28 protein-coding genes are annotated in these 26,543 nt (G+C 73.9%); 14 read left to right on the top strand and 14 right to left on the bottom strand.

Going from position 1 to position 26,543, the window contains the following annotated elements; all coding sequences use genetic code 11:
• Positions 1 to 39 precede the first annotated feature (39 nt).
• The 4 genes from GL259_RS18760 to GL259_RS18745 are packed head-to-tail and all read right to left on the bottom strand — an operon-like array spanning position 40 to position 3,264.
• Positions 40 to 906 (bottom strand): hypothetical protein, encoded by an 867-nt coding sequence (locus tag GL259_RS18760; RefSeq protein ID WP_159534304.1) that lies wholly within the window; start codon positions 904 to 906, stop codon positions 40 to 42.
• Entirely contained in the window at positions 903 to 1,931 is a 1,029-nt protein-coding gene (locus GL259_RS18755) for an ABC transporter permease (protein ID WP_159534302.1), read from the bottom strand. Before GL259_RS18755 ends, GL259_RS18760 begins: the two co-directional genes overlap by 4 nt.
• Positions 1,928 to 2,824 carry an ABC transporter ATP-binding protein gene (locus tag GL259_RS18750; RefSeq protein WP_159534300.1) on the bottom strand — a complete coding sequence of 299 codons (897 nt, stop codon included), beginning with the start codon at positions 2,822 to 2,824 and terminating at the stop codon, positions 1,928 to 1,930. Before GL259_RS18750 ends, GL259_RS18755 begins: the two co-directional genes overlap by 4 nt.
• Positions 2,821 to 3,264, bottom strand: a complete 444-nt coding sequence (locus tag GL259_RS18745) for a GntR family transcriptional regulator (RefSeq protein ID WP_159534298.1) — start codon at positions 3,262 to 3,264, stop codon at positions 2,821 to 2,823. Before GL259_RS18745 ends, GL259_RS18750 begins: the two co-directional genes overlap by 4 nt.
• A 110-nt stretch (positions 3,265 to 3,374) precedes the next feature.
• On the opposite strand from GL259_RS18745, the gene GL259_RS18740 reads away from it, so the two are divergent.
• From GL259_RS18740 to GL259_RS18720, 5 genes are read left to right on the top strand one after another with little or no spacing between them, the layout of a single operon-like run.
• Positions 3,375 to 3,926 (top strand): RNA polymerase sigma factor, encoded by a 552-nt coding sequence (locus GL259_RS18740; RefSeq protein ID WP_159534296.1) that lies wholly within the window; start codon positions 3,375 to 3,377, stop codon positions 3,924 to 3,926.
• Complete coding sequence (locus tag GL259_RS18735; protein ID WP_159534294.1) at positions 3,923 to 4,798, top strand: zf-HC2 domain-containing protein; 876 nt, start codon at positions 3,923 to 3,925, stop codon at positions 4,796 to 4,798. Before GL259_RS18740 ends, GL259_RS18735 begins: the two co-directional genes overlap by 4 nt.
• Before the next feature lie 49 nt (positions 4,799 to 4,847).
• A complete protein-coding gene (locus tag GL259_RS18730; RefSeq protein ID WP_159534292.1) occupies positions 4,848 to 5,720 on the top strand; it encodes an ABC transporter ATP-binding protein in 873 nt (290 codons plus the stop codon).
• Positions 5,717 to 7,240 (top strand): ABC transporter permease, encoded by a 1,524-nt coding sequence (locus GL259_RS18725; RefSeq protein ID WP_159534290.1) that lies wholly within the window; start codon positions 5,717 to 5,719, stop codon positions 7,238 to 7,240. Before GL259_RS18730 ends, GL259_RS18725 begins: the two co-directional genes overlap by 4 nt.
• Positions 7,237 to 7,899, top strand: a complete 663-nt coding sequence (locus tag GL259_RS18720) for an ABC transporter (RefSeq protein WP_243762332.1) — start codon at positions 7,237 to 7,239, stop codon at positions 7,897 to 7,899. The genes GL259_RS18725 and GL259_RS18720 overlap by 4 nt, the downstream gene beginning before the upstream one ends.
• A gap of 186 nt (positions 7,900 to 8,085) precedes the next feature.
• On the opposite strand, the gene mshD is transcribed toward GL259_RS18720, so the two are convergent.
• A complete protein-coding gene (mshD, locus tag GL259_RS18715; RefSeq protein WP_159534288.1) occupies positions 8,086 to 9,021 on the bottom strand; it encodes a mycothiol synthase in 936 nt (311 codons plus the stop codon).
• Between the two features lie 158 nt (positions 9,022 to 9,179).
• Here mshD and GL259_RS18710 point away from each other — a divergent pair, with 158 nt between their 5' ends.
• Complete coding sequence (locus tag GL259_RS18710; RefSeq protein ID WP_159534286.1) at positions 9,180 to 11,009, top strand: bifunctional metallophosphatase/5'-nucleotidase; 1,830 nt, start codon at positions 9,180 to 9,182, stop codon at positions 11,007 to 11,009.
• Positions 11,010 to 11,084: 75 nt separating this feature from the next.
• Here the strand turns inward: GL259_RS18710 and GL259_RS18705 are convergent, their stop codons facing one another.
• Both GL259_RS18705 and GL259_RS18700 read right to left on the bottom strand, forming a co-directional pair.
• Positions 11,085 to 11,267: a DUF1737 domain-containing protein gene (locus tag GL259_RS18705; protein ID WP_159534284.1), complete on the bottom strand. Its 183-nt coding sequence runs from the start codon at positions 11,265 to 11,267 to the stop codon at positions 11,085 to 11,087.
• A 294-nt stretch (positions 11,268 to 11,561) separates the two neighbouring features.
• A complete protein-coding gene (locus tag GL259_RS18700; RefSeq protein WP_159534282.1) occupies positions 11,562 to 11,822 on the bottom strand; it encodes a hypothetical protein in 261 nt (86 codons plus the stop codon).
• A 10-nt stretch (positions 11,823 to 11,832) separates the two neighbouring features.
• Between GL259_RS18700 and GL259_RS18695 the strand changes: the two genes are divergently transcribed.
• The gene (locus GL259_RS18695) at positions 11,833 to 12,483 is read left to right on the top strand and encodes a hypothetical protein (RefSeq protein WP_159534280.1); all 651 of its coding nucleotides are present in this window, start codon (positions 11,833 to 11,835) and stop codon (positions 12,481 to 12,483) included.
• A gap of 243 nt (positions 12,484 to 12,726) precedes the next feature.
• Here GL259_RS18695 and GL259_RS18690 read toward each other — a convergent pair whose 3' ends face one another.
• The 6 genes from GL259_RS18690 to GL259_RS18665 all read right to left on the bottom strand — a co-directional run bounded on the left by GL259_RS18690 (position 12,727) and on the right by GL259_RS18665 (position 20,402).
• Positions 12,727 to 14,805 (bottom strand): pectinesterase family protein, encoded by a 2,079-nt coding sequence (locus GL259_RS18690; RefSeq protein ID WP_159534278.1) that lies wholly within the window; start codon positions 14,803 to 14,805, stop codon positions 12,727 to 12,729.
• A gap of 85 nt (positions 14,806 to 14,890) precedes the next feature.
• Complete coding sequence (locus GL259_RS18685) at positions 14,891 to 16,351, bottom strand: HAMP domain-containing sensor histidine kinase (protein WP_159534276.1); 1,461 nt, start codon at positions 16,349 to 16,351, stop codon at positions 14,891 to 14,893.
• Positions 16,352 to 16,403: 52 nt separating this feature from the next.
• The gene (locus tag GL259_RS18680; protein ID WP_159534274.1) at positions 16,404 to 17,138 is read right to left on the bottom strand and encodes a response regulator transcription factor; all 735 of its coding nucleotides are present in this window, start codon (positions 17,136 to 17,138) and stop codon (positions 16,404 to 16,406) included.
• Positions 17,139 to 17,271: 133 nt separating this feature from the next.
• Positions 17,272 to 18,363, bottom strand: a complete 1,092-nt coding sequence (locus GL259_RS18675; RefSeq protein ID WP_159534272.1) for a trypsin-like peptidase domain-containing protein — start codon at positions 18,361 to 18,363, stop codon at positions 17,272 to 17,274.
• Positions 18,364 to 18,487: 124 nt separating this feature from the next.
• Positions 18,488 to 19,516 carry a LacI family DNA-binding transcriptional regulator gene (locus tag GL259_RS18670; protein ID WP_159534270.1) on the bottom strand — a complete coding sequence of 343 codons (1,029 nt, stop codon included), beginning with the start codon at positions 19,514 to 19,516 and terminating at the stop codon, positions 18,488 to 18,490.
• 106 nt (positions 19,517 to 19,622) lie between these two features.
• Positions 19,623 to 20,402, bottom strand: a complete 780-nt coding sequence (locus tag GL259_RS18665) for a response regulator transcription factor (RefSeq protein ID WP_159534268.1) — start codon at positions 20,400 to 20,402, stop codon at positions 19,623 to 19,625.
• A 228-nt stretch (positions 20,403 to 20,630) separates the two neighbouring features.
• On the opposite strand from GL259_RS18665, the gene GL259_RS18660 reads away from it, so the two are divergent.
• The 7 genes from GL259_RS18660 to GL259_RS18630 all read left to right on the top strand — a co-directional run bounded on the left by GL259_RS18660 (position 20,631) and on the right by GL259_RS18630 (position 26,090).
• Positions 20,631 to 21,551 (top strand): alpha/beta fold hydrolase, encoded by a 921-nt coding sequence (locus GL259_RS18660; RefSeq protein WP_208026491.1) that lies wholly within the window; start codon positions 20,631 to 20,633, stop codon positions 21,549 to 21,551.
• Positions 21,552 to 21,591: 40 nt separating this feature from the next.
• Positions 21,592 to 21,846 carry a MoaD/ThiS family protein gene (locus tag GL259_RS18655; RefSeq protein WP_159534266.1) on the top strand — a complete coding sequence of 85 codons (255 nt, stop codon included), beginning with the start codon at positions 21,592 to 21,594 and terminating at the stop codon, positions 21,844 to 21,846.
• 3 nt (positions 21,847 to 21,849) lie between these two features.
• A complete protein-coding gene (locus tag GL259_RS18650; protein WP_159534264.1) occupies positions 21,850 to 23,082 on the top strand; it encodes a hypothetical protein in 1,233 nt (410 codons plus the stop codon).
• Positions 23,083 to 23,430: 348 nt separating this feature from the next.
• Positions 23,431 to 24,171 carry a DUF2993 domain-containing protein gene (locus tag GL259_RS18645; protein WP_159534262.1) on the top strand — a complete coding sequence of 247 codons (741 nt, stop codon included), beginning with the start codon at positions 23,431 to 23,433 and terminating at the stop codon, positions 24,169 to 24,171.
• 401 nt (positions 24,172 to 24,572) lie between these two features.
• Complete coding sequence (locus GL259_RS18640; RefSeq protein WP_159534260.1) at positions 24,573 to 25,418, top strand: sulfurtransferase; 846 nt, start codon at positions 24,573 to 24,575, stop codon at positions 25,416 to 25,418.
• A 42-nt stretch (positions 25,419 to 25,460) separates the two neighbouring features.
• Positions 25,461 to 25,748 (top strand): DUF1416 domain-containing protein, encoded by a 288-nt coding sequence (locus tag GL259_RS18635; RefSeq protein WP_004986406.1) that lies wholly within the window; start codon positions 25,461 to 25,463, stop codon positions 25,746 to 25,748.
• 81 nt (positions 25,749 to 25,829) lie between these two features.
• Positions 25,830 to 26,090: a DUF3099 domain-containing protein gene (locus GL259_RS18630; protein ID WP_159534258.1), complete on the top strand. Its 261-nt coding sequence runs from the start codon at positions 25,830 to 25,832 to the stop codon at positions 26,088 to 26,090.
• A 30-nt stretch (positions 26,091 to 26,120) separates the two neighbouring features.
• Here GL259_RS18630 and GL259_RS18625 read toward each other — a convergent pair whose 3' ends face one another.
• Complete coding sequence (locus GL259_RS18625) at positions 26,121 to 26,483, bottom strand: DsrE family protein (RefSeq protein WP_159534256.1); 363 nt, start codon at positions 26,481 to 26,483, stop codon at positions 26,121 to 26,123.
• Positions 26,484 to 26,543: the final 60 nt, after the last annotated feature.

Below are 26,543 nucleotides of genomic sequence, written 5' to 3'. Positions count from 1 at the left end.
TGTCCCCCTCCCGCGGAGGGGGACACACGGACGCGCCGGTCAGGCCGTGCGGCGGCGCAGCACCGCGAAGGCCGAGGCCGTGGCGAGGACGGCGACGGCGAGGACGACGCCGGTCTCGACGAGGTGCAGGGGCCAGAAGTGGGAGGCGGGGTGGTACGTCGCGTAGCGGCCGGTGCCGGTGCGGCTCCACTCCAGCAGCCAGGCGCTGTGCGGCGGATCGGACTCCCTGCGCAGGAGCAGGCGCTCGGCCGGCCACAGGTGCGGACGGCAGCGCTCCAGGACGACGCCGAGCAGCCACATCGCGGCGACGGAGACGACGAGGGCGGGCAGCGCGCGGCGCAGGAGGAGCGCGGTGAGCGTGCCGACCGCGAGGGCGCACAGCGCGTACGCCACCGTCGCCGGGCCGCGGGCCACGAAGACGTCCGCAAAGGCCCAGGCGTCGGCCATGGGGATGAGGTCGCGGTCGGCCTCCCAGACCCGGCGGAACGCCAGGACCAGGACGGTGCCGCCGGCGGTGAGGGCCAGCGCGGGCACGGCCAGCCCGGCCGCCAGCCAGCGGGCCGGGGTGACGCCCTGGGTCCAGGCCAGTCGCGCGGTGCCGGACTCCAGTTCGCGGCCGATCAGCGCGCCGCCGGCGAAGGCGGCCACGGCGAGGAAGCTGTGGTGGAGGAGGAGGGCGACGTGATCGAGCGGCTGGCTGAAGTCGAGGGCCTCGATGACGTCGACGCAGCCCCACGGGCCGCGTGAGCACGCGGCCTCCGCCGCGCGCACCGCGTCCACGGTGATCTCGCTCAGCCACACCAGCCAGGCGATCAGGCCCGCGACGAACGCGCCCCAGACGATCAGCGCCGTGCGGTGCAGCCGCAGCACCGTGCGGTGCGGCCGCGCGGTCGCGGGGGCGCTCATGCCGGGCCGCCCTTGCGGGCCGGTCCGGCGGTGCGCAGGCGCAGCACGCGGAACGCCGCCAGGGCCAGCAGCGCGGCGACGACGAGCAGCACGCCGGAGGCCGTCAGGTGCAGCGGCCAGTGGTGCGCGGCCGGGTGGACGTCGCGGTAGAAGCCGACGGCGCCCAGGTCGGCCAGCTCCGTGCGGCAGCCCGGGAGCATCTCGGTGCCGCAGGGGGCGGGCAGGCGGTCGCCGTCGGCGGTGAGCACGCCCTCGCCGACGGCGATGCCCGCGCCCGAGGGGCCGTCGCGCAGGCTGCTGACCTCGGTGACCGGGGGCCACAGACGGGGGAGGGCCGTGTGGACGGCCGCCCACAGTCCCCCGAGGGCCACCACGGCGGTGGCGAGTGCGGCCAGGGAGCGGCGCAGCAGCAGGCCCGCGAGGGCGCCGATGCCCAGGCCGGCCAGGGCGAGGGCCACGGGGACGGTTCCGTTGGCGTAGAAGGTGGCGGGGTCGTGCCACGGCTTGGCGGTGTCGATCCGGCCCTCGCCCGCGGTCCAGGCCAGACGGTGCAGCCCGGCCAGCAGACCGGTCGAGGCGGCGACCAGCACCGCCGGGAGGGCGAGCCGGGAGGCCAGCCAGCGGGCCGGGGAGACGCCCTGGGTCCAGGCCAGCCGGGCGGTGCCGGACTCCAGCTCGCGGCCGGTCAGTGAGCCGCCCGCCCACGCGGCGACCAGGAACGGCGCGATCAGCACGGCGGCCGTCGTGCAGGTGTGGACGTCCTTGTAGCGGACGATCGCGTCCTGATCGTAGGAGCAGCGCTCGGAGAAGGCACAGGCGTTGTACTCCTTCCAGGCCGCCGCCGAGGCGTCGGTCAGCGGCCCGCCGAGCCACAGCAGCGCCGCGCCCGCCGCCAGGACGAGCGCCGTCCAGCCGAGCACGGCCGGGCGGTGCAGCCGCAGCAGCCAGCGCAGCTGGCGGGGCGGCCGGCGGGGGCGGCCGGCGGTGGTGGCCGGGGCGGCCGGGACGGTCGGGGCGGCGGTCACGCGGCGGCCTCCGTGGTGTCGTGCGCCGGGACCGGAGCGAGGGCGGGGGCCTCGGGGTTGCGCAGGTGGGACAGGACGAGTTCCTCCAGGGAGGGCGCGCCGGTGCGCCAGTCGCCGGGCAGCGGGCCGGCCGGGCGGACCAGCGCGCTGAGCTGGCGGCCGGTGGTGCGGGACTCGACGACCTCGTGCGGGGCCAGGTCCGTCCCCGCCGGGGCGCGGACGCGGGTGTGGGCGGCCAGCAGGTCGTCGATCTCGCCCGCGAGGCGGACCCGGCCGCCGCCGATCAGCAGCAGGTGGTCGCAGGAGTCCTCCAGCTCGGCGACGACGTGCGAGGACATCACGATCGTCGTGCCGCGCCCGGCGGCCTGCCCCATCAGCACGCCCATCAGTTCGTGCCGGGCCAGCGGGTCGAGGTCGGCCATCGGCTCGTCCAGCAGCAGCAGTTCCGGGCGCTTGCCCAGGGCGAGGGCGAGTGCCACCCGGGTGCGCTGGCCGCCGGAGAGCGAACGGATCCGCTTGCCCGGGTCCAGGTCACCGCCGGCCACGACGCGCCCGGCGGCGTCCGCGTCCCAGCGGCCGGGGTTGAGGTCGGCGCCCATGCGCAGCGTCTCGGCGACGGTGAGCTGCGGGTAGAGCGGCTTGTCCTGGTCGACGAAGCCGACGCGGGGGCGGGCCGACGCCGGGTCGGTGCCGAGGACGGCGACCGTGCCCTCCGTGGGGGTCAGCAGGCCGGCGGCGAGGGCGAGCAGGGTGGACTTGCCCGCGCCGTTGGGGCCGACGACGGCGCAGACGCGGCCGGCGGACAGCCGGAAGGAACAGTCGCGCAGCGCCCACGCCCCGCGTCGGCCGAAGCGCTTGCCGAGCGCGGTCGCCTCGATGGCCGGGTCGGTCATGACGGGTCTCCCTGGGAAGGTGCCTGGTGTGCCTGAGGTGACGGGTGTGCCTGCGGTGGCTGATGCGCCCGGAAGTGCGTCTCGAGCACGGCGGTGAAGAGCGCCGCCACGTCCTCCCGCTCCAGCCCGGACTCCCGGGCCCGGGCCGCCCAGTCCTCCAGCTCCGCGCGCAGCGGGGAGTCGGCGGGGGCCGCGCCCAGCGAACGCCGGACGAAGGTGCCGAGGCCGCGCCGGGCCTCCACCAGGCCCTCGCGTTCCAGCTCGCGGTAGGCCTTCAGCACGGTGTTGGGGTTGACGGCGGTGGCCTCGACGACCTCGCGGGCCGTGGGCAGCCTGTCGCCGGGCACCAGCACGCCCAGGCGCAGGGCCTGTTTGGTCTGCTGCACGATCTGGACGTAGGTGGCCACGCCGCTGTGCCGGTCGATGCGGTAGTCGACCACTCGACAACCACCCTTTCACTAATTGAGTAGTGAAAGGGTGGTGGAAGGATCCCGGAAAAGTCAACCGCGATCCCGTGAACCGATCGGCCGGGCCCGCGCGATGAGGGGACGTGAGCGAAACGAGAAGCGACGGGGAACTGCTGCGCGCCGTCGCGGTGGACGGGGACCGGCGCGCCTTCGAGGAGCTGTACCGGCGGTACGCGCCGTGGCTGACCGCCCGGATGCGCGGCCGGTGCGCCGACGCGGGGATCGTCGACGACGTCGTCCAGGAGACGTTCCTCGCGGTGTGGCGCGGCACGGCCCGCTACCGCGAGGACACGGTCGGCGCGGACGCCGCCGGATGGCTGTGGCGCATCGCCTCACGGCGGCTGGTCGACGCCCTGCGCGGTGCCGGTGCGCGCGGCCGGCTGCGGCAGGCCCTGGCACGGCTGCGGCACCGGGACGAGGTGTCGGCGGAGGAACGCGTGCTCGCGGGGGTGGAGCACGGGGACCTGGCCGGCGCGCTGGTCCGGCTGTCGCCCGAACTGCGGGCGGTGCTCCAGGCCACCGTCGTCGACGGGCTGACCACCCGTGAGGCCGCCGTCCTGCTCGGCATCCCGCCGGGCACGGTCAAGACGCGGGCGATGCGGGCCCGCAAGCAACTGCGGGAGGCGCTGGCATGACGTACGCGAAGACGGGCGGCGCGGCCGGGGGCGGCACCGGCTGGCACGTGCCCGAGGAGGACCTGCGGGCCTACGCGCGCGGTGACCTGGCGGCCCCCCTGCTGTGGTCCGCCGACACCCACCTCGCCGCCTGCGCGCACTGCCGGGGCGTCCTGGCCGGCGCCGTCGACCCGGTCGCCCTCGACGCCGGCTGGGACCGGCTCGACGCCGAACTGGACGCGCCCCGGCCGGGGCCGCTGGAGTCGCTGCTGCTGCGGCTCGGCGTCGCCGACCACACCGCACGGCTGCTCGCGGCCACGCCGGCGCTGCGCCGCTCCTGGCTGGGCGCGGTCGCCGCCGTCCTGCTGCTGACCGTGGCCGTGACCGCGGGGCACACGGCCGGCGGCTCGCCCACCCTGTTCCTCGCCCTCGCGCCGCTGCTGCCGCTGGCCGGGGTCGCGCTGTCGTACGGGCCCGCGCTGGACCCGACGCACGAGATGGCGGTCGTCGCCCCGACACACGGCTTCCGGCTGCTGATGATCCGCACGGTGGCGGTGCTCGCCGTCGGCCTCGGGCTCAACGGGCTGGCGACCCTCGCCCTGCCCGGGTACGGACTGCGGGCCCTGGGCTGGCTGCTGCCCGCCCTCGCGCTCACCACGACCGGGCTCGCGCTGACGGCCCGGCTGGGCCCGGTGCTCGCGCCGTCCCTCGTCGGCGGCGGCTGGATCGCGCTGCTGGTGACGGCGGAGGCGGCCCGGGTGAACGCCGGTGACCCGCTCGCCCCGTTCACCGCGGCCGGGCAGGGCGTGTCGGCGCTGGTCGCCGCCCTCGCCGCCGGGCTGCTCGTCCTGCTGCGCGACCGCTTCGACGCCGGCCGGGCGAACGCGGCGTGACCGCCCCCGGCCCCCACCTCATCCGCGACGACCTCCACGGGAGTGCCGTATGACCCCCACCGTCTCCGCCTCCGGGCTCAGCCTCCGCTACGGCGGCACCCGCGCACTCGACGACGTGTCGCTGCGGCTGTCCGCCGGCGTCACCGGCCTGCTGGGGCCCAACGGCGCGGGCAAGACCACCCTGCTGCGGGTGCTCGCCACCGCCGTGTCGGCCGACCGCGGGTCCTTCACCGTGCTCGGCCACGACCCGGGCACCTCGCGCGGCCGGCAGGAGGTCCGGCGCCGGCTCGGCTACCTGCCGCAGACGCCCGGCTTCCACCCCGACTTCACCGCCTTCGAGTTCGTCGACTACGTGGCGATCCTCAAGGAGCTCACCGACCGCGCCGCCCGCCACCGCGAGGTGCGGCGCGTGCTGGACGAGGTGGGCCTCGGCGACGTGCGCGGCCGGCGGATCCGCAGGCTGTCCGGCGGCATGCGGCAGCGGGTCGCCCTGGCCGCCGCGCTCGTCGGCGACCCCGGTTTCCTCGTCCTCGACGAACCCACCGTCGGACTGGACCCCGAACAGCGCATGCGCTTCCGGGAGTCGATCGCGCGGGCCGGCGAGGGCCGCACGGTGCTGCTGTCCACGCACCAGACGGAGGACGTGGCGATGCTCTGCCACCGGGTCGTGGTCCTGGCCGGCGGCACCGTCCGCTTCGACGGCACCCCCGCCGAGCTGACCGCACGGGCCGCCGGGCGGGTGTGGAGCAGCACGGAGCGGGACCCGGGCGCGAGGGCCGGATGGCGTACGGGGACGGGGTCCTTCCGGAACGTGGGCGACCCGCCCGCCGGCGCCGACCTCCTCGAACCCACCCTGGAGGACGGCTACCTGCTCACCCTCGACGGCGCGGGCACGGGCACGGACACGGAGGTGGCGGCATGACCACGGTGACCACCGTGACCCCGGCCCCGGCGGCCGCGACGGCCGCGCCGCGCGCGTCCTGGGCGGCCGTGTTCGCCCTGGCCCGTTCGGAGGCGCGCCTGCTCCTGCTGCGCGCACCGGTCCTGATCGCCTTCGCCGTGTACGCCGGCTGGACCGTGTGGCGGACCCGCACCTCCTGGGACGGCTTCCCCGCGCTGCAGGACGCCGACCGCGCCACCCAGAACGGCCCCCTGCTGGTCGGCCTCGCCGTCCTGCTGTGCGCCAACCACGCGGTGCTGCGCTCGCGGCGGTACGGCACCGAGCAGCACTTCGCCGTCCTGGTGGTCCCGCCGTGGCGCCGCACGGTCGCGCACCTGCTGTCCGTGGTGCCGGCGGCGCTGCTCGTCGCGGCGTGCGTGGGCGGCCAGTTCGCCTGGGAGGCGCTCAAGCCGGGTGCGGTCGGGCACGGTTCGCCGGGCGAACTGCTCGTGGGGCCGCTGTCGGTGCTGCTGTCCGGGGCGTTCGGGGTGCTCCTCGCCCGGCTGGTCGCCTCGTCGCTGGCGGCCCCGCTGCTGATCGTGCTCCTGTTGTTCTCCTTCCTGTTCGTCGCCGTCCCCACCGACGACGGCTGGACGCGGTGGCTGGCGCCGGCGGTCGGCGAGCACAGCGGCCTCACCCTCCCCTCCGGCCTGCTGGGCCGCCCCGCCGCCTGGCACGCCCTGTACCTCGCGGGGCTCGCGCTGACCGCGGCGCTGGTGGCGGTGCTGGTCTCCGGGGGCGCCCGGCTGTGGGCCGTGCGGGCGGGCGCGGCCGGCGCGGTGGCGCTGACCCTGGTGGGCGCGGTGGCGCAGAGCCGGGGGGTCCCGCCGGAGACGGCCGAGGCGCGGACGCGGATCTCGGTCGCCCCGGAGAAGGAGCAGCGGTGCGCCGAGCGGGCCGGCGCGACGTACTGCGCCTTCCCGGAGTGGACGCCGCGCACCGGTGACTGGGCGGAGGCCGTGGAGTCGGTGCGCGCCCTCGCGGGCGGCACGGCGCAGGACCGGCCGCTGGTCGTGCGGCAGCGGATCGAGGCGCGGTACGGACTGTCCGGCGACGCCGCGCTCCCCGCGCTCACCCGTCCGGGCGAGGTGACCGTCGGCACGGCCTGGGGCGGCAACCGGGTCCCGGAGTTCTCCGTCGCCGTGGCCGGGGTGCTGGTCACGGGCGAGGAGCAGGAGGTGGGCCTGATGTGCGACGGCCGGATGGTCACCGTCATGTGGCTGGCCCTCGCCGGCCGGCCCGACCCGATGTCCGACCTGCGCCGGGTGCGCCTGGACGACAGCGTCTCCGGCTCGGCCGTCGTCATCTCGCAGACGGAGCCGCTGAACATGACGGCCGCCCACACGGAACTCGTGCGCGAGCTGCTGGAGCGGCCCCGGGACCAGGTCGCCGCGAAGGTGAGGGCGCACTGGGACGAGCTGACGGCCCCGAAGGTGACGGCGGGCCGCGTCGCGGACCTGCTGGGCCTGGACGCGCCCGAGGAGGCGGACGAGTGCCTGTGACCGGGAGTTCCGCGGAGGTGTCCGGCAGGCCGGTGGGGCTCGCGCTGGTCCGGCCGGTCGCGCGGGCCGTGCCGTGGCGGGCGGTCGGGACGGCCGGGGCCCTGGGACTGCTGCTCGCCGCGGTTCCCCGGCTGACGGGCGATCAGGCGACCGGCTGGCTGGCGCTGAACGCGCTGCGGTCGTCCGCGCTGGCCTTCGCGCTGGGCCTGGCGTTCCTGCTGGACGACCCGGCCCGGCACACCACGGCCGCCGTCCCCACCCGGCGCCCCGTCCGGCACGCGCTGCGGCTGGCCCTCGTCGCCCCGGTCGCCGCCCTGTGGTGGACCGCCGCGCTGCACCTCGTCCCGCGGGCCGTACGCCCTCCGGAGGCCGGCGTCACCGTCGAGGCGGCGGCGGTCCTCGCCCTCGCCCTGGCCGGGGCGGCCCTCGCGGTCCGCGTCGGCGGGGGCACCGGGCCGGGCCGGGCCGTCGCCGGCGGGCTGCTGGCCTCGGCGGTCCTGGCACCGCTGCTGTGGCCCGGGCGCTGGGCCCTGTTCGTGACGCCGGACGACGAGCGGTGGGCGGCGGCCCACGACCGGTGGACGGTCCTGCTGTGCGCGGCGCTGGTGGTGGCGGCGGTGTGCGCGGCGGAACCGCTGCGGCGGGGCCGCCTCCGCTGAGGAGCCGCTCCTGCCGGGGCCTTCCTGCTGGGGCCGCTCCTGCTGGGGCCGCTCCTGCTGGGCCCTTCTTGCCGGGGGTCCCTCTTACCGGGGGCCGCCCGGGCCGCAGGGCGGCTCAGGGCGAAGGGCGGCCCCGCCGGGGGCGATCCGCCCGGGGGACCCCGCCCAGGGGGCGGCCCGGGCGGGTCAGGTCTCCGTGCGGTACATCAGGTCCGTCTCGTGCGTGACGAACCCCAGCCGCTCGTAGACGGACACCGCCGCCTTGTTGTCGGCGTCGACGTAGAGCATCGCCGTCGGCAGCCCCTTCCCCGCCAGGTGCCGCAGCCCGATCGTCGTGAGGGACCTGCCCAGGCCGCCGCCCTGGGCGTCGGGGCTCACCCCGAGGACGTACACCTCGCCGAGGCCCTCCGCCGCGTGCACCTTGGTCCAGTGGAAGCCGACGATCCGGCCCTCCCGCTCGGCGAGGAAGAAGCCCTCGGGGTCGAACCACGGTTCGGCCTTGCGGTCGTCGAGGTCGCGCTGGGTGAGGGAGCCCTGCTCGGGATGGTGGGCGAAGGCGGCGGCGTTCACCGCGAGCCAGGCCGCGTCGTCCCGGCCCGGGACGAACGTCCGCACGGTCACGCCCTCCGGCAGCACCGGGTCGGGCAGTTCGAACCCGGTCAACGGCCGCCGCATCTGCCGCAGTTCCCGGAACAGCGTGAGCCCGAGCACCTGGGCGAGGTGCCGGGCGGCGGAGTGCCCGCCGTGCGCCCACACCCGCAGCCGCTTCCCGGAGGCGGCGAGCAGCGCGGCGCCGAGCGCCCGCCCGTGCCCCCGGCCCCGGTGCGCGGGGTGCACGACCAGTTCGGCGGCCGGCGGCTCCACCGGGTCGGTGTCCTCCAGTTGCGCGTACCCGACGAGTTCGCCGTCCTCGCCGCCGACGCAGAGCAGCAGGTGCGAGACCCCTTCCCGCTCCCCGCCGCGCAACTGCAGCCGCCCCTGCTCGGACACCGCCTGCTGCCCGTCGGTCCGGGCGGCCTCGGCGAGCAGGGCGAGGACCTCCTCGGTCTGTTCCGGGGAGAGCGCGGCAAGGGTCTGGAGCGAACGGGGGCGTCCGGGCCGTGCGATGTCGTCGCTGGTCATGCGTACGAGGGTAAGCGGAGGGGGCGGAAAGGCGCCGCAGAACGGACGGCAACGGCCGCGACGAAAGATAAACCAGGATGTAACCAGGAACACCCTGTCGCGCTACGCGCGTTGACTCTAGGCTGCGCCGGTACCCACTCAGACCCACAGGGGGGCGTATGCCAGCCATATCCCCGGCGCACCAGCAGCAGCGCCGCAGACGCCGTACGAACCGTCTCCTCGCGACCGCCGCCGGTGTCCTGACCGCCGGTGCGCTGGCCGCCGCGGCCCTGCCCGGCGCGGCGAGCGCGGGCGAGAACGTCGGCAAGGACAATCCGCACGGCCACCACCCGGGCCGCTACCAGGACGTGCAGCTGCTGTCCTTCAACGACCTGCACGGCAACCTCGAACCGCCGACGGGCTCCTCCGGCCGGGTCACCGAACTCCAGCCCGACGGCACGACGAAGACCGTCGACGCGGGCGGCGTGGAGTACCTCGCCACCCACCTGCGCGAGGCCCGCGAGGGCAACCGCTACTCCATCACCGCCGCCGGCGGCGACATGGTCGGCGCGTCCCCCCTCGTCTCCGGCCTCTTCCACGACGAGCCCACCATCGAGGCGCTGAACAAGCTCGACCTGGACGTCACCTCGGTCGGCAACCACGAGTTCGACGAGGGCGCCGAGGAGCTCGGCCGCCTGCAGAACGGCGGCTGCCACCCCACCGAGGGCTGCTACACCGACGAGGAGTTCGAGGGCGCCGACTTCCCGTACCTGGCGGCGAACGTCCTGGACGAGAAGACCGGCAAGCCGATCCTCAAGCCGTACTGGGTGTGGAAGAAGAACGGCGTCAAGGTCGGCTTCATCGGCGTGACGCTCGAGGGCACCCCGGACATCGTCTCCGCCGAGGGCGTGAAGGGCCTGGCCTTCAAGGACGAGGTCGAGACGATCGACAAGTACGCCAAGGTGCTCCAGCGCCAGGGCGTGAAGTCCATCGTCGCGCTCATCCACGAGGGCGGCTTCCCGGCGTCCTCCGCCTACAACTACGACTGCGACTCCCCGGGCGCCGGCGACGGCGTCTCCGGTCCGATCGCGGACATCGCGAAGAACATCACGCCGCAGGTGGACGCGCTGGTCACCGGCCACACCCACAACGCGTACGTGTGCACGATCCCCGACCCGGCGGGCAAGCCCCGCACGGTCACCTCGGCCGCGTCCTTCGGCCGCCTTTACACGGACACCACGCTGACCTACGACCGCGCGACCGGCGACATCGCCCGCACGGCCGTGAAGTCCGCGAACCACGTGGTGACCCGGGACGTCCCCAAGGCGCCCGACATGACCGCGCTGATCGGCAAGTGGAACACCCTCGCCGCCCCCATCGGCAACCGCCCGATCGGCTACATCTCCGGCGACATCGCGCGTGACGGCACCGAGTCCCCGCTCGGCGACCTGATCGCCGACGCGCAGCTGGCGTACGGCAGGACGCTGGACCCGGAGACCGACCTGGCGCTGATGAACCCCGGCGGCATCCGCGCGTCCCTCACCTACGCGGCCGGCGGCGCCGAGGGCGACGGCGTGGTGACCTTCGCCGAGGGCTTCACGGTCCAGCCCTTCGCCAACACGGTCAACCTCCAGGACTTCACGGGCGCCCAGCTGATCCAGGTCCTCAAGGAGCAGGTGAGCGGCGCGAACACGGCCGCGCCCAAGATCCTGCAGATCTCCTCGGGCCTGACCTACACCCTGGACCTGACGAAGACCGGCGCCGACCGGGTCGTCACGGACTCCATCAGGCTGAACGGTGCCGCGATCGACCCCACCGCCACCTACCGCGTCGCGACGAACAGCTTCCTCGCGGGCGGCGGCGACGGCTTCCCGACGCTGGGCCAGGGCACCAACGACCTGGTCGGCCTGGACGACCTGGCGGCCCTGGAGCGGTACCTGACGGCCAACTCCTCGGCCACGTCCCCGATCGCCCCGCCGAAGGCGGACCGCATCACGATCCTGAACTGATCCCGGACACCCGGCGGGGCCGGTACGCGGCGGAGTGCCGCGTACCGGCCCCGCCGCATGTCCGGACGCCCGTTCTCACGCCTCGGGCCACACGACCGCCTGGGCGACGATCACGCGTTCCCCGTCGAACGTGACCGCCGGCCCCTCGTGCAGCCGGTACCCCGCCTCCAGGGCCTCGCTCACCCGGCGGCAGAACGCGGCGTCGTCGGGTCCGGTCAGCAGGCGGTAGACGGGCAGTCCGTCCGGTGGTGTCGTCATGAGCCCCAGCGTGGCACAGCCGCTCCACGGGTCGTCCTCCGGGAGGCGAGCGCGCTGCACCTGTCCCTCTGAAAGGTGTGAGCATCTCGGCCTTCCGTGTCCGCACACCGCTCATGTGAGTGCGTAAGTCGCATTCACCTGCCGTGTGCTCACGCCTTTCGGCGAGGGAAGTGTCACGAGCCCCGGGAGATCGCGCCCCGCCGGGTGGTGCCGCCGGTCGCGTACGCGGAACGCGTGGGGCGCCGCCGCGTCGATGCGGCGCGGGCGGCACCGGGCGGCCGCGCGGCGGGGTGGTCACCCGGCGTCGTACCAGGGCTTGTCCGCCGCCCGGTGCGGGACCCGGCCGGCGAAGCCCGGGGCGGCGGTCGTGCACCCGGACTCCGCTGCGAAGGGAGCGGCGCCGACGTCGCTGACCATCCGGACCTGCCCGCGGTGGGGGCCGCTCACGACCAGGTGCCCGTACCCGCCGCACCCGCCGGTGCCCCGCACGACCGAGCCGTGGTGGCGGTGCCCGGGGGAACGGCCCGTGCTCCGGGTGCCAGTGCCGCTTGGCACGATGGCGCTCATGAGCCACAACATCGCGTACTCCACCGCGGACAGGGCCGACGTCCTCGCCTACCTGGGCAGCGACGGCGATCTGACGGCCGATCAGCGACGCCGCCTCGACGGAATGCGCAAGGACGCCCGGGCCCATCAGGACGACCTCGATCACCAGGGCGTCGACTGGGGCCTGTCCGTCCCCGACGCCCTCGACCACCTCATCGAGGGGCGCGTCGATGCGACAGCCGAGTGCGCGGGCAACGCCTACCACTCCGCCCTGCAGCACATCATCGACCACAACGCGTCGGACCCGTCCCACCTGGGCACCTACTCGAAGCCCTCGACGTTCTTCGGGCTGATGGACGACGAACTGCGCCGCCTCGGCGTGCCCGCCGGCCTGCTGCCCCACGGATACCTCTACGGAGGACTGCCCGCCGAGTTCCCGTTCATCCCGCACCCGGTGGACGGCTACCCGGCCATCGGCCACCTGCCGCTGGCCAGGACCAAGCCCGCCGCGGATGCCTACCGCGCCGTTCTGGACCGGGTGAACCCGGATTTCCGGTACGACCTCCGCGAACTGATCGAGAAGCTCGAGTTCGAGCACGGGGAGTGGGAGTACGCCACGAAGAACATCGGCTGGTACACCCAGGACACGCTCTTCTTCAAGCTCACCTGACGTGCTCTCGGACGCCTTCCGCGGCGCTCCGCCCCTCCTGCGCCGACCACCCGGTGACAGGTCCGAGCACGTGACGGTCACGGGGCCCTGAGCCATTCCGCGGCCGGGGGCCGTACGGCCCCCGGCCGCGTGACGCTCGTCGGCGAGCGGCCTCGGTGGGACCTGGTCCTGCCGTCCCCGGTCACACCGGGACCGGCCGCACCGCCGTCACCGCGGCGCGCGAGAAGGCGGTCGGCGGGGAGATCACCCCGCGGTGGGCGTCCAGCCGCCGAGCCAGTCCGCGACCTCCTGGCCGGCCGCCTGGGCGTCCGTCAGGTGCGGCCGGTCGCCGCTCGCCGCACCCGCGCCGGGGCCGGTGTTCCGGTACTCGGCGAAGCGGTCGTCCTTCCAGGAGAAGCCGCTCATGTCGGTCCACGGTGTGGTGCGGATCGCGGCGCTGAGGGTGGTGTTGCGGACCGTGGTCTGCGGGTCCAGGGAGGCGTCGCCGCCGGCGTGCCAGGGGCGGCCGAGGTGGAAGGTGCGGTCGGAGACGTCGCCGCTGACCGTGGAGTTGGCGATGAGGATGCCCCTGCGGTTCGCGGCCGTGCTCGGGGCCGTGACGTAGCCGCCCGAGGTGCCGTTCCAGCGCTTCTTCAGGGTGATGACGGAGCGGTCGATCACCGCGGTCGCCCGGCCGAAGATGAAGTCGACGTTCCCGACGACGTAGGAGTTGGTGACGTGGACCCGGCCCAGCTTGTCCTTGGCGGCGGTGTCGAGGAGGAGGGTGTCCTGGTCACCCTCGACGATCACGCCGTCCAGGAAGACCCTGTCGGCCGCCGTGCGCAGGGCGACCGCCTGGTGGCCGGAGAGGGACTGGTGGGCGCCCTCGTCGAAGTCGTTGGAGAGGGTGAGGTTGCGGGCCTGGAAGTCGTCGGCCTCGACGGCGACCGTGGCGCTTCCCGACGTGCCGTAGGTGCCCGAACCGTCCGGCTTCGGGGTGCCCGCCGCGTTGTTGAAGACGATCACCGTGTCCTTGCGGCTGCCGCCGGTGCCCTGGAGGGTGACGTGCGGCTTGTCGGAGGGGACCCTGACCGTCTCGCGGTACGTGCCCGGCTTGACGGCGATCACCACGCGGGAGGCGTTGTCCGCGGGGACGGCGTTCACCGCCGCCTGGACGGTCCTGTACTGGCCGGTGCCGTCCTTGGCGACGGTGAGCGTCGTGGCCGCCGCGGCCTTCGTCGACGCCTCCGCCGCCGACGCCGTCGTGCCGATGGACGTGCGCGGCCCCGTGCCCGACCTCAGCAGGGACGGTATGTTCGCCGCGCTGTCGAGGGTGTAGGGGTAGTACGCCTTCGGGTCGAAGGCCGTGCCCCCGCTCTCGTTGCGGCCCGACGTGCCCGAGAAGGCGTTGCCGCGCTGGACGACCGTCGCCGTCGCGTCCTTGATGACCGGGTTCCTCATGCCCTGGAAGTAGCTGTTCTCCAGGACCATCCGGGTGCCGCCGCGCGAGTAGGTGCCGTACGACGAGCTGATGCTCGTGTTCGCGACGTCCTCGAGGAAGTTGTTGTAGAGGTGCGCGTGGGCGGCGTTGTCGGTGGACGGGTTGCGCTGCCCGGTCTCGCGGAACCAGTTGTGGTGGATCGTGATGTCCGTCGTGACGTTCTCGGTCCAGCCGATGCCGAAGGTCTTGTTGTTCTGGCTCAGCCTGTTCCAGGAGACCGTCACGTACGTGCTGTCCTTGCGGACGTCGATCAGTCCGTCCGCCATGTTCCGCAGGTCGTTGTGGTCGATCCAGACGTGGTGGGCGCCGTCCATCTGGACCGCGTCGAAGTCGTGGTCCTTGTCGTTCCAGACGCCCTGGTAGGAGTCCCGGATCGTCAGGTTGCGGATGATCACGTTGTGCACGCCCTGGCCGAGGAAGAAGCCGCCGCCGACGATGTGCCCGGACGTGCCCTGGCCGACGATCGTCTTGTCGGAGGCGACCTCGATCTCCTTGCCGACCGGGTTCATCGTGATCGTCCCGGCCACGACGATGACGTACGGCTCCGCGGCCGTCGCGTACCTCTCCAGCTCGGCCTGCGTCCGCACGGTGACGGTCTTCCCGTCCCGGCCGCCGTACGTGCCGTTCTGGCCGAGGGCGTTCACGGAGGCGAAGCCGTCGGCGACGGCGGTCGCCCAGCCCGGGGCGGCGGTCGCGGCGGACGCCTGCCCGGCACCGGGACCGAGGACGCCGAGATCTGCTCCGTAGACCAGTGTCCCGGCGGCGGTCAGGGCCAGCGGAACCCCGGCCACCAGGGCTTTCCTGCCCTTGCGGTGCCGGGCCTTGCTGCGGTGTGCGCTCATGCGGCGATCCGTTCCGTGCGGGGGAGGGGACGCCGGTCGGTCGCCGCCCGGCACGGAAAGGTTGCCGCCCCCGCCGCGGAACCCGCTACGGAACCCCGGGCGGTGGCGTCGGCGCGCCCGGCAGGCGGATCGTGGCCGCCGTGCCCCCGCCCTCCGCCGGGACCAGGGTCACCTCGCCGCCCGCCTGCTGGACCGTGCGGGCCACGATGGACAGGCCGAGGCCGGAGCCCGGGAGGGCACGGGCGCTCGGGGAGCGCCAGAAGCGGTCGAAGACGTGGGGGAGTTCGTCGGCGGGGATGCCGGGGCCGTGGTCGCGGACGGTGAGGACGCCGTCGGCGAGGCGTACGTCGACCGTGCCGCCGTCCGGGCTGAACTTCACCGCGTTGTCCAGCACGTTGACCACGGCGCGCTCCAGCGCGCTCGGCTCCGCCCGCACGTACCAGGGCCGCACGTCCGCCGTGATGGTCAGCTCCGGGCCGCGCAGCCGGGCACGGCGCAGGGCCGACTCGACGACGTCCTGCCAGGCGACGATCCGCGTCCGGCCGGCGTGCTGGTCCGTGTCCGGGCGGGACAGCTCCTGCAGGTCGCCGATGAGCGACGCCAGTTCGGTCATCTGCGCCTTCACCGAGGCGAGCAGGGCCTTGCGGTCCTCGGCCGGGATCGGCCGGCCGGTCTCCTCGCTGCGGGTGAGCAGTTCGATGTTGGTGCGCAGGGAGGTGAGCGGGGTGCGCAGCTCGTGGCCGGCGTCCGCGATGAGCTGCTGCTGCAGGTCGCGGGAGCCGGCGAGGGCGGAGGTCATGGAGTTGAAGGAGCGGGAGAGCCGGGCGATCTCGTCCTCGGCGTCGTCCTCGACGGGGATGCGGACACCCAGGTCCTCCGTGCGGGCCACGTGCTCGACCGCCTCGGTGAGCCGGTCGACGGGGCGCAGGCCCGCACGGGCCACCGCGAGGCCGGCGGCGGACGCGCCCAGTACTCCGACACCGGAGACCAGGAGCAGGATGAGGGCGAGGTCGTTGAGCGTCGACTCGGTCCCCTTGAGGGGGACCGCCACGAGAACGGCCGCGTTGGTGCTGGTCAGCGTGGTGGGATCGTTGATGACCAGGGGCAGGGTCAGCACGCGGACCTCGTCGCCGTTCTGGTCCGTGCCGTTGCGGAAGATCCCCGACGAGCCGTTCCGCGCGTTCTCGATCACGGCCCGGTCGGACGCGGTGACCCTGATGCTGCCCACCGAGCTGGGGAAGAGGCAGACGGTCCCGTCCTCCTTGACCACCTGGGAGTAGGTGTACCGGAAGCCGCCGGTGTCGCCCTCCCTGGGCGTGTCGGTGCAGTCGGCGAGGGCGCTGCGGATCTCGTCGATCCGTTGGCGGTCCTGCAGCACCGTCGCCTTCTTCAGGTCGTTGTCGACCTGTTCGTACAGCTTCCCCTGCACGATGAACCAGCAGGTGACGGACACCGCCGCCACCGCGAACGCCACCGCCGCCGCCACCAGCAGCGACAGCCGCGCCCGGATCGGAAGGGCGCGGAAGCGGCGCACCAGTGTCCTCACTCCGTTTTCCTCACTCGGCTTTCCTCACGCGGTCCTCCGCACGCGGCGTCCCTCACTCCGCGCCGGTCTGCCGCAGCACGTAGCCCACGCCCCGCACCGTGTGCACCAGGCGCGGCTCGCCGCCCGCCTCGGTCTTGCGGCGCAGGTACATCACGTACACGTCCAGGGAGTTCGACGAGGGCTCGAAGTCGAAGCCCCACACGGCCTTCAGGATCTGCTCCCGCGTGAGCACCTGGCGCGGGTGCGCCATGAACATCTCCAGCAGGGTGAACTCCGTGCGGGTCAGCTCCACCGGACGTCCGCCCCGGGTGACCTCCCGCGTGGCCAGGTTCATGCTCAGGTCGCCGAAGGCGAGGACGTCGTCCGCCTCGGCGGAGGCGGCCACGGCCGCCGCGTACGAGCTGCGGCGCAGCAGGGCGCGGATGCGGGCGAACAGCTCGTCCAGCTCGAACGGCTTCACCAGGTAGTCGTCCGCCCCGGCGTCCAGTCCCGTCACCCGGTCGCCGACCGTGTCCCGCGCCGTCAGCATCAGGATGGGGGTCGTGTCGCCGGTGGCGCGGATGCGGCGGGCGGCGGTGAGACCGTCCATGCGGGGCATCTGGATGTCGAGGACGACCAGGTCGGGCCGGTGGGCCGCCGCCTTCTCCAGGGCGTCCGCACCGTCCACGGCGACCTCGGTGCCGTACCCCTCGAAGGCCAGGCTGCGCTGGAGCGCTTCGCGCACCGCCGGCTCGTCGTCGACGATCAGGATGTGCTGGGGGTCACGGTCGCCTTCTGCGGGGCTCATGGGCTCGGGGTTCCTCCGTCTGCGGGGGCGCTCGGCCGGGGGTCGGGTCTTCAGCCTCGCACGACTCCCTGGGGGCGCGGAAAGGAACGAGCGCCCGGCGACCGCCCGACGATCGCCCGTGGGCGCCCGTGGATCAGCCGGTCGCGCCGGACCGCAGCGCCGGCAGGTCCGCCTTGACCGTGTCGATCGGGATGGCGAAGCCGAGGCCCACGCTGCCCGCGTCGGAGGAGTCCGCGCCGCTCGCCGAGTACATCGCGGAGTTGATGCCGATGATGTCGCCGTTCATGTCGATCAGCGCGCCCCCGGAGTTGCCGGGGTTCAGGGACGCGTCGGTCTGGATCGCCTTGTAGGTGGTCGTGGAGCCGCCCGTGTCGCCGTTGAACTCCCGGCCGCCGTACTCGAACGGCCAGCCGCCGCCCTGCTGCCCCTGCTGTCCCTGGCTCTCGTCCGTCGAGACGGTCACGTCGCGGTCGAGCGCCGAGACGATGCCGCTGGTCACGGTGCCGGTCAGGCCCTCGGGGGAGCCGATCGCCACCACCTGGTCGCCGACCTGCACCCCGTCGGAGTCGCCGAGGGTGGCCGCCCGCAGGCCGGAGGCGTCCTCCAGCCTGATCAGGGCGAGGTCCTTGGAACTGTCGGTGCCGACGACGTCGGCGGTGTACGTCTTCCCGTCGCTGGTCCGCACCTTGATCGACGAGGCGCCGGCGACGACGTGGTTGTTGGTGACGATCTCGCCGTCCTCCGTGATGATCACGCCGGAGCCGGTCGAGGACCCGGAGGCGGAGGTGGCGCTGATCTCGACGATGCTCGGGCTGACCGCCTCGGCGACGCCGGACACCGTGCCCCTCTGGCTCGACGGCACCACGCTGGTGCCGGTGCTCGAGGAGGCGACCGTGTCGTTGCCGGTCAGCTCCTGCACGCCGTAGGCGGTGCCGCCGCCCACGGCCGCCGCGACGATCGCCACGGCGGCGAGCAGGGCGGCCGGGCCGCGGGCGCGCTTCCGCTGCGGGGGCCGTGCGGCGGGACCGGCGGGAGTGCCGGTGCCACCGGGCGTCTCCGCGGCGGCCGGCTGCGGGATGACCGGCTGCGCGGGAGCGTACGCCGGCGGGGGCGGCCACTCGGGGTTCGCGGGGGAGGACCACTCGGGATGCGCAGGGGAGGAGAGGTGCTGCTCGCCCTCGTGGGGGCTCTCGTACTCGCCGCTGCGGCGGAGGCTCTCGGTCATGGCTCCGAGCCTCGCGCCCGACGATGAGAGCATTCTGAGTGCTCGCTGAAAAGCCCGGCAGAACCTCGTATGCCCGATATAAAGGACCGCCCCCGTGAGGGGCCGTCCCCGGTGGGCGGCGCCGCTACGGCTGCCCGCAGCCGCAGGAGTGGCGCACCACCAGCCGGGACGGGAACACCTTCAGGCGTTCGCGGCGCGAGCCGGCCACCCGCAGGCCGTCGTCGAGGACGAGGTCCACCGCCGCGCGGGCCATCGCCGAGCGGTCCGAGGCGACCGTGGTCAGGGGCGGGTCGGTGAGCGCCGCCTCCTTGATGTCGTCGAACCCGGCGACCGCGAGCTCGCCGGGCACGTCGATGCGCAGCTCGCGCGCCGCGCGCAGCAGGCCGATCGCCTGGTCGTCGGTGGAGCAGAAGACCGCGGGCGGGCGGTTCGGCCCGGAGAGGATCTCGAGGCCGACGCGGTAGGCGTCGTAGCGGTTGTACGGGGCCTCGAAGAGGCGCCCCTCGGTCGGGATGCCGGCCTCCTGCATCGCGCGCCGCCAGCCCTCGACGTGGTCGGAGACCGGGTCGCCGACGGCCGGCGTCTCCGCGGTGCCGCCGACGCAGGCGACGTACTCGTTGCCGTGCTCCAGCAGGTGGCGTACGGCGAGCTGGGCGCCGCCGAGGTCGTCGGTGACGACGGCGACGTCGTCGATCGCCTCGGGCCGCTCGTGCAGCAGGACCACCCGGGCGTCCCAGGCCTCGATCTCCGCGGCGGCCAGGTCGTTGAGCGCGTGGCTGACCAGGATCAGCCCCGAGACGCGCATGCCGAGGAAGGCGCGCAGGTAGTGGACCTCGCGCTCGCCGATGTAGTCGGTGTTGCCGACGAGGACCATCTTTCCGCGCTCGGAGGCGGCCTGTTCGACCGCGTGCGCCATCTCCCCGAAGAAGGGCTGGCGGGCGTCCGGGATGATCAGGCCTATGAGGTCCGTGCGCCGTGACGCCATCGCCTGGGCGACGCGGTCGGGCCGGTACCCCAGCTCCTTGATCGCGGCGAGCACGCGCTCGCGCGTGGCCGGGGCGACCGGCCGGGGTCCGTTGTTGATGACGTAGCTGACCACGGCAGTGGACGTCCCTGCCAGCCGCGCCACGTCATCCCTGGTTACCTTGGCCACGCGCGGAGTCTACGCGGATATACCCGCCCCGGGCAGGGCGTGAAGGAGGGCCCGTGCGGCACGGAAAGGGCTCGTCCGTGCGATCGCAACGCTCATGCGTGCGCCTTCACGCCTTCGCCCGCACCCCGGCGCCGTCCGGCGCGGCCGTCTCGTCCGCATCCGACGCCTTTTGCCGGTCGGTCCTGCTCTTGGCCTCCTCGGCGGCGCGTTCCACCTTCTCCGGCGTAACGAATCGATAACCGACGTTCCGGACGGTGCCGATCAGCGACTCGTGCTCGGGGCCGAGTTTCGCGCGCAGCCGCCGTACGTGGACGTCGACGGTGCGGGTGCCGCCGAAGTAGTCGTAGCCCCAGACCTCCTGCAGCAGCTGGGCGCGGGTGAAGACCCGGCCCGGGTGCTGCGCGAGGTACTTCAGCAGCTCGAACTCCTTGAAGGTGAGGTCGAGGACGCGGCCCTTGAGCTTGGCGCTGTAGGTCGCCTCGTCCACCGACAGGTCGCCGTTGCGGATCTCCATCGGGGAGTCGTCGTTGACGATCTGCTGGCGGCCCATGGCCAGCCGCAGCCGCGCCTCGACCTCGGCCGGTCCCGCGGTGTCCAGCAGCACGTCGTCGATGCCCCAGTCCGCGGTGACGGCGGCGAGGCCGCCCTCGGTCACCACCAGGACGAGCGGGCAGCCGGGGCCGGTGGAGCGCAGCAGCTGGCACAGGCTGCGGACCTGGGGGAGGTCGCGCCGGCCGTCGACGAGGATGACGTCCGCGCCGGGGGTGTCGACGAGGGCCGGGCCCTCCGCGGGGGCCACGCGCACGGTGTGCAGCAGCAGGCCGAGGGCGGGAAGCACCTCCGTCGACGGCTGGAGGGCGTTGGTCAGGAGCAGCAGTGAACTCATCGCGCCCCCTCCCCTGCCCGGATCGGGGTCGTCCTGTGTTCGTGCACGGTTCGCTCGCCCATAACGTCTGGTTCCTCCTCGGTCCCTGCGAGGACGTTTACGGCACTGCTGCGTGCGATCGACGGCCCGTACACCGGCGGTTCCCCGCGTCGTATACAACGCTCCCGAAAGCACAAAAGGACCCGGGGGCTTCGCTGCCCGAGTCCTCTTCGCAGCAGAATAGCCGACATGAGCACCGGTCCGGCAGGTCATGTGGCACGTTCCACCGTTCGTCCATATCCCGAGACGCCCGGCGTGACGCGCGGCGGTACGCCTTTGCGGACGTTTCTGCGGACGGCGGACGGCGTGCGGATCGATTCCGTGTACGAACCGGGAGAGGCCGCGCGCGACGGTTCCCGGGCGGCTTCCCGTGATCCGGTCCGCGATCCGGCGTTCGTGATCGCCCACGGTTTCACGGGGGACGCGGACCGGCCGCACGTGCGGCGGGTGGCGCGGGCGTTCGCGCGGTACGGGGCCGTGGTGACCTTCTCCTTCCGCGGGCACGGAGCGTCGGGCGGGCGGTCCACGGTCGGGGACCGGGAGGTGCTGGACCTGGCGGCGGCGGTGTCGTGGGCGCGGGAACTGGGGCACGCGCGCGTGGCCACCGTCGGGTTCTCGATGGGGGGCTCGGTGGTGCTGCGGCACGCGGCGCTCAGCCGTGACGCCGGGGCGGACGCGGACATGGGTGCGGGTGCGGGTGCGGACGAGGGCGTGGGCGCGGGTGCGGACGCCGTGGTGTCCGTGAGCGCGCCCGCCCGGTGGTTCTACCGGGGGACCGCCCCGATGCGGCGGCTGCACTGGCTGGTGACACGGCCCTCCGGACGGCTGGTGGGACGGTACGGGCTGCGGACGCGGATCCACCACCGGCAGTGGGACCCGGTTCCGCTGTCCCCGGTGGAGGCGGTGCCGCGGATCGCGCCGACGCCGCTGCTGATCGTGCACGGCGACAGCGACGGCTACTTCCCGCTCGACCACCCGCGCATGCTGGCGGCGGCCGCGGGTGAGCACGGGGAGCTCTGGGTCGAGCCCGGCATGGGCCACGCGGAGAACGCGGCCCCGGAGGGGCTGCTGCACCGGATCGGGGACTGGGTGGTCACCCGGGCGGGCTAGCCTGACGGTGTTCACCGTCAACCGATTGAGGAACCAGCAGATGGCAAAGGTCACGGTGCGGTACTGGGCCGCCGCCAAGGCCGCGGCCGGTGCGGCCGAGGAGCCGTACGAGGCGGACACGCTCGCCGGGGCGCTCGCCGCGGTGCGCGAGCGGCACCCCGGCGAACTCACGCGCGTCCTGCTGCGGTGCTCGTTCCTCGTCGACGGTGATCCCGTGGGCACCCGCGCACATGAGACGGTACGGCTGGCCGACGGCGGCACGGTCGAGGTGCTCCCGCCGTTCGCAGGAGGGTGAGCGATGACCGACCAGCCGTACGAGGGGTACGAGGGGTACGACCCGTACCAGCAGCAACCGCAGCATCAGCAGTACCAGCAGCAGTCTCAGTACCAGCAGCAACCGCAGCATCAGCAGTACCAGCAGCAACCGCAGTACCAACAGCATCAGCCGCAGGCGTGGCCCGGGCAGCAGGCGTACGACGATCCGTACGCCGACCAGCAGTACACGCAGCAGTGGCAGGGGCAGACCTGGGAGACGTCGGTGCAGCCGCCGGTACCGGCAGCCGCGCCCGCGGAGGAGACGGCGTACCTGCCGCCGCAGGGCGACGCGCGGTACGCGGGTCACCCGGGGTACGGGGAGGCGACCGCGCACGGGGCACCGGCCGGCCCCATGCCTCCGGCCGGACCCGCCGCACCCCCCGCACCTGCCGCATCCGCCCCCGCACCGTCCCCGGCCGGGGACGGTCCCGCGTACGGGCCGGCCACGCTGGCCGGGAACGCGCGTGTCACCGACGCGCAGCGCGCCCGCGCCGAGGGGCGTTCGCCGATCATCGAGCCCGGCATGCAGCCGGCGCTGCTCACCGCACTCCTGGGGCTGCTGCTCGCCGGCGGCGCGGCCCTGGGCACGTACGCCCTGCTGGTGCCGCTGGTGGTGCTGCAGGGGGTCACGGCGGCGGGCTGGTTCCGGTTGAACGGGATGTGGCCGGCGCGGCAGGGCATCGCGCTCGGGTTCCTGGGCGCGCTGGTCGCGGACGCGGCGCTGCTGGCGTCCGACCGCTCGCCCGCGGCCCTGCTGGGGACGCTGGGGGTCTGGGTGCTGCTGTCACTGGTGCTTCAGCTCAGATCGCACGCGGATCCCGACGAGCGGATGTACGGCCTGATGGCGACGGTCGCGGCGGCGGCACTGGCGATCGTGGCGGGCGGACACCTGGCGGCGGACGCCGACGCGGTGACCGTCGGTGCGGTCGCGGTGGCCGCGGCGATCGTGGCGCGGGCGCTGCCGCTGCCGACGCCGGTGTCGGTGGTGGCCGCCCTGCTCGCGGCGGCGGGCGCGGGGCTGGCGGTCGGCGGTCCGACCGGGCTGGGCGCCTCGGGCGCGCTGCTCGGCGCGGGCGCGGCGGTGTGCGCCCTGATCGGCCACCGGGCGGCGAGCTACGACTACCCGTCGCGCTTCGTGCACTTCACGGCGGGTGTGGCGCTGCCCCTGGCCACGGCGGCCCCGGCGGTGTACCTGCTGGGCCGGGCGTTCGTCTGACGGCCCCCGGCGGGAGCGCCCGGGGCGCTCCCGCCGGGCGCCGCTGAGCGCGCCGGCCGCGTCACCGACGGCGCTCCCGCCCGGGAGACCTTCCTCCCGCCGGTGACCGCTCGCGCGCCGTCACGGGCTCCGGGGCGCCGCCCCGTGGGGGCACCTTCCATGGCCGGTCCTCGGCGGACCGGCGCCCCTCCCGGCACCCGTCTCGCGCCCCCTCCGTCCCTCTGCCACCCCTGTCACAGCTGATCGACAATTCCGCGGTTCCCGCCCGCGGCGGGGTTACCCTCGCGCTGGACGGCCGCCCGGTCGTCGGGGAACGCCGTCGGACACGCCTAGGTGGGGAAACACCGCATGCGCGCACTGCGAATACTGCTCGTCGTCACCGTGATACTGGGCGGGATCTTCGTGATCGTGGACCGCGTCGCGGTCAACTTCGCCGAGGGCGAGGCGGCGGACCGGCTGAAGGCGTCCGAGAACCTCGAGACCACCCCCGACGTGTCCATCAAGGGCTTCCCGTTCCTCACCCAGGTCGCCGGCGGCTCCCTCGACGAGGTGCAGGTCGGGATCGAGGGCTACGAGGCCGCCACCGGGGACGGCGCCCAGCGGATCCGGATCGACGACCTGCGCGCCGACATGAGGGGCGTCGAGTTCTCCGGCGACTTCGGCTCCGCCGTCGCCGGCAGTGCCACCGGCACCGCGACCGTCGCCTACGACGAGCTGCTCAAGACCGCCAAGTCCGACGCCACGCAGGTGGCGCCCGGCGTCACGGCCGAGATCGTCGGCCTGTCCGACGGCGGCAACGGGAAGATCAAGGTCGAGGTGAAGGCCACCGTGCTCGGCACCGAGCTGCCCGAGCCGGTCTCCGTGCTCAGCTCGGTGACGGTCGTGGACGGCGACACCGTCCGCGTGAAGGCGGACGCGCTGCCCGAGTTCGGCGGGGTCGAGATCGCCGAGTCCCGCGTGCGGCGGATCACCGACTTCGAGCAGAGGATCGACGGCCTGCCCGGCGGGATCCGGCTGGACAAGGTCGAGGCGGCGCGGGACGGGGTGGACATCACGGTGAAGGGTTCCGACGTCCGTCTGGCCGGGTGAGGGAGGGTTCGACGGGGAGGACGTCCGACAGGCGAGACGGGGGTGTCCGCAGGGCAGATGTGACGGCGGACGCACGGAGGAACCGGGTTCGCGGGAGCGGGGCCCGCGGCTCCTCCGTCCCGCATCGCGGACGATCGTGTCTCATCATTCGACACGCCGGTGACACGCCCGCCCTGCCGTCCCTACGATCGGCCCTATGAAGCGACAGGCGGATCTCACGAAGCGGCGGGCAGTGGACCTGTGCCGTGTCGCCGCCATGCTCTGTCGCCCCTTCTGAGCGGACGCCTCGTCGTCCGCGTTCCCGCCCCGCCCCGCTGAGGGCATCCGTGCGCCGCCCCGGTGCGGCCGCGCGCACCTCTCATTCGCACGCCCCGCCGTACCTGCCCCGGAGGAGAAAGAGCATGAGCCGCAGCGACGTCCTGGTCGACGCCGATTGGCTCCAGGAGCACCTGGACGACCCGACCATCGCCATCGTCGAGGTGGACGAGGACACGTCCGCCTACGAGAAGAACCACATCAAGAACGCCATCCGGATCGACTGGACCAAGGACCTGCAGGACCCGGTCCGCCGTGACTTCGTCGACCAGGAGGGCTTCGAGAAGCTCCTGTCGGACAAGGGCATCGCCAACGACCACACGGTCGTCCTCTACGGCGGCAACAACAACTGGTTCGCGTCCTACGCCTACTGGTACTTCAAGCTGTACGGCCACGAGAACGTCAAGCTCCTCGACGGCGGCCGCAAGAAGTGGGAGCTGGACGCCCGCGAGCTGGTCCCGGGCGACGAGGTGCCGGAGCGGGCGAAGACCGAGTACAGGGCCAAGCCGCAGGACACGTCCATCCGGGCCTTCCGCGACGACGTGGTGGCCGCCATCGGCAACCAGAACCTGGTCGACGTGCGCTCGCCCGACGAGTTCTCCGGCAAGCTGCTCGCCCCGGCCCACCTGCCGCAGGAGCAGTCGCAGCGCCCGGGCCACGTCCCGACGGCCGCCAACATCCCGTGGTCGAAGAACGCCAACGACGACGGCACCTTCAAGTCGGACGAGGAGCTCAAGGAGCTCTACGCCGCCGAGAACGTCGACCTGGCCAAGGACACCATCGCCTACTGCCGCATCGGTGAGCGCTCCGCGCTGACCTGGTTCGTGCTGCACGAGCTGCTCGGCGTGGAGAACGTCAAGAACTACGACGGTTCCTGGACCGAGTACGGCTCCCTCGTCGGCGTGCCGATCGAGCTCGGCCCCGGCAAGTGACCCCTCCCGACCGACCTCTCCCTACCCCTTCAGGAGCAAGACATGTGCGGTGCGAAGGCCGGCGGCCCGGACGCCTCGACGATCAAGCCCGGTGAGACCACCATCCAGGGTCAGGTGACCCGCGACGGCGAGCCGGTGACGGGTTACGTCCGTCTGCTGGACTCGACCGGCGAGTTCACCGCGGAGGTCCCCACCTCCGCCACCGGACAGTTCCGCTTCTACGCGGCGGAGGGCACCTGGACCGTCCGCGCCCTGGTGCCCGGCGGCACCGCCGACCGCACGGTCGTCGCCCAGCAGGGCGGTCTGGCCGAGGTCGCGATCGCGGTCTGAGCCCCTCACCGGAGGGCCGCACCCCACGGGTTGGACGCCCGGGGTGCGGCCCTCCGGCGTGCCCGGACCTACGCTGGACGTATGTACGCGCGCAGGCGCCGCACCTACTTCGTCATGATGGGCACGTGCATCGGGCTGTTCGTCCTGGCCTGGGGCGTCGTGCGGCTGTGGTCGGTGCCGGTGGCCGTGGGCATGTGCGTGGTGGCCATGGTCATCCCGCCGTTCGCCGCGGTGGTCGCCAACCGGCGCGGCCCCGACGACCGCTGGTGGGACGACCCCTCCGGCGACCCCCAGTCCGACGAGTGGTGGGACGAGCTGGACGGCAGGAAACGGCCGCGGTGAGGCCCGGCGGGCCGCCTCCCGTCCGTCGTCTCAGTAGACGAGCGCCTGGGTGTCCTCCGCCAGCGCCTCCTGCACGAACACCTGCGCGCCGGCGATCCGGACCCCCTCGATGACGTCCTCCTCCGTGATGTCGCGGCGGGCCGCGCACTGCGTGCACAGGGTGAGACGGCCGGCGGCCAGGACCGACTCGATCAGGTCGGGCAGCGGCGCGGCGTGCGGCAGTTCGAACTCGGCGGCCCGCCCCGGCAGCGCGAACCACGCCGACTCCCCGGTCAGCCACACGGAGACGTCCACCCCGCTCGCCACGGCCACCGCCGCCACCGTGAACGCCTGCGAGCAGCGCTCGGGGGCGTCCGCCCCCGCCGTCACCTTGATCACGAGCTTCTTCGCCATGGCCGAATCGTAACCAGACCGCGTACATCCCCGGACGTCGGCCGTGAGTCTCCTGTGAAG

Source organism: Streptomyces sp. Tu 3180 (assembly GCF_009852415.1).
Taxonomy (GTDB): Bacteria; Actinomycetota; Actinomycetes; order Streptomycetales; family Streptomycetaceae; genus Streptomyces.
The sequence above is the reverse complement of the archived record's forward strand: the minus strand, read 5'-3'. Positions and strand labels throughout refer to the sequence as shown.

Excerpts from the sequence above, each read along its gene's own strand:
- GL259_RS18760 (WP_159534304.1), bottom strand. The coding sequence starts at position 906 with ATGAGCGCCCCCGCGACCGCGCGGCCGCACCGCACGGTGCTGCGGCTG.
- GL259_RS18750 (WP_159534300.1), bottom strand. The coding sequence starts at position 2,824 with ATGACCGACCCGGCCATCGAGGCGACCGCGCTCGGCAAGCGCTTCGGC.
- GL259_RS18735 (WP_159534294.1), top strand. The coding sequence starts at position 3,923 with ATGACGTACGCGAAGACGGGCGGCGCGGCCGGGGGCGGCACCGGCTGG.
- GL259_RS18730 (WP_159534292.1), top strand. The coding sequence starts at position 4,848 with ATGACCCCCACCGTCTCCGCCTCCGGGCTCAGCCTCCGCTACGGCGGC.
- GL259_RS18725 (WP_159534290.1), top strand. The coding sequence starts at position 5,717 with ATGACCACGGTGACCACCGTGACCCCGGCCCCGGCGGCCGCGACGGCC.
- mshD (WP_159534288.1), bottom strand. The coding sequence starts at position 9,021 with ATGACCAGCGACGACATCGCACGGCCCGGACGCCCCCGTTCGCTCCAG.
- GL259_RS18710 (WP_159534286.1), top strand. The coding sequence starts at position 9,180 with ATGCCAGCCATATCCCCGGCGCACCAGCAGCAGCGCCGCAGACGCCGT.
- GL259_RS18705 (WP_159534284.1), bottom strand. The coding sequence starts at position 11,267 with ATGACGACACCACCGGACGGACTGCCCGTCTACCGCCTGCTGACCGGA.
- GL259_RS18695 (WP_159534280.1), top strand. The coding sequence starts at position 11,833 with ATGAGCCACAACATCGCGTACTCCACCGCGGACAGGGCCGACGTCCTC.
- GL259_RS18690 (WP_159534278.1), bottom strand. The coding sequence starts at position 14,805 with ATGAGCGCACACCGCAGCAAGGCCCGGCACCGCAAGGGCAGGAAAGCC.
- GL259_RS18680 (WP_159534274.1), bottom strand. The coding sequence starts at position 17,138 with ATGAGCCCCGCAGAAGGCGACCGTGACCCCCAGCACATCCTGATCGTC.
- GL259_RS18675 (WP_159534272.1), bottom strand. The coding sequence starts at position 18,363 with ATGACCGAGAGCCTCCGCCGCAGCGGCGAGTACGAGAGCCCCCACGAG.
- GL259_RS18665 (WP_159534268.1), bottom strand. The coding sequence starts at position 20,402 with ATGAGTTCACTGCTGCTCCTGACCAACGCCCTCCAGCCGTCGACGGAG.
- GL259_RS18660 (WP_208026491.1), top strand. The coding sequence starts at position 20,631 with ATGAGCACCGGTCCGGCAGGTCATGTGGCACGTTCCACCGTTCGTCCA.
- GL259_RS18655 (WP_159534266.1), top strand. The coding sequence starts at position 21,592 with ATGGCAAAGGTCACGGTGCGGTACTGGGCCGCCGCCAAGGCCGCGGCC.
- GL259_RS18650 (WP_159534264.1), top strand. The coding sequence starts at position 21,850 with ATGACCGACCAGCCGTACGAGGGGTACGAGGGGTACGACCCGTACCAG.
- GL259_RS18645 (WP_159534262.1), top strand. The coding sequence starts at position 23,431 with ATGCGCGCACTGCGAATACTGCTCGTCGTCACCGTGATACTGGGCGGG.
- GL259_RS18640 (WP_159534260.1), top strand. The coding sequence starts at position 24,573 with ATGAGCCGCAGCGACGTCCTGGTCGACGCCGATTGGCTCCAGGAGCAC.
- GL259_RS18635 (WP_004986406.1), top strand. The coding sequence starts at position 25,461 with ATGTGCGGTGCGAAGGCCGGCGGCCCGGACGCCTCGACGATCAAGCCC.
- GL259_RS18630 (WP_159534258.1), top strand. The coding sequence starts at position 25,830 with ATGTACGCGCGCAGGCGCCGCACCTACTTCGTCATGATGGGCACGTGC.
- GL259_RS18625 (WP_159534256.1), bottom strand. The coding sequence starts at position 26,483 with ATGGCGAAGAAGCTCGTGATCAAGGTGACGGCGGGGGCGGACGCCCCC.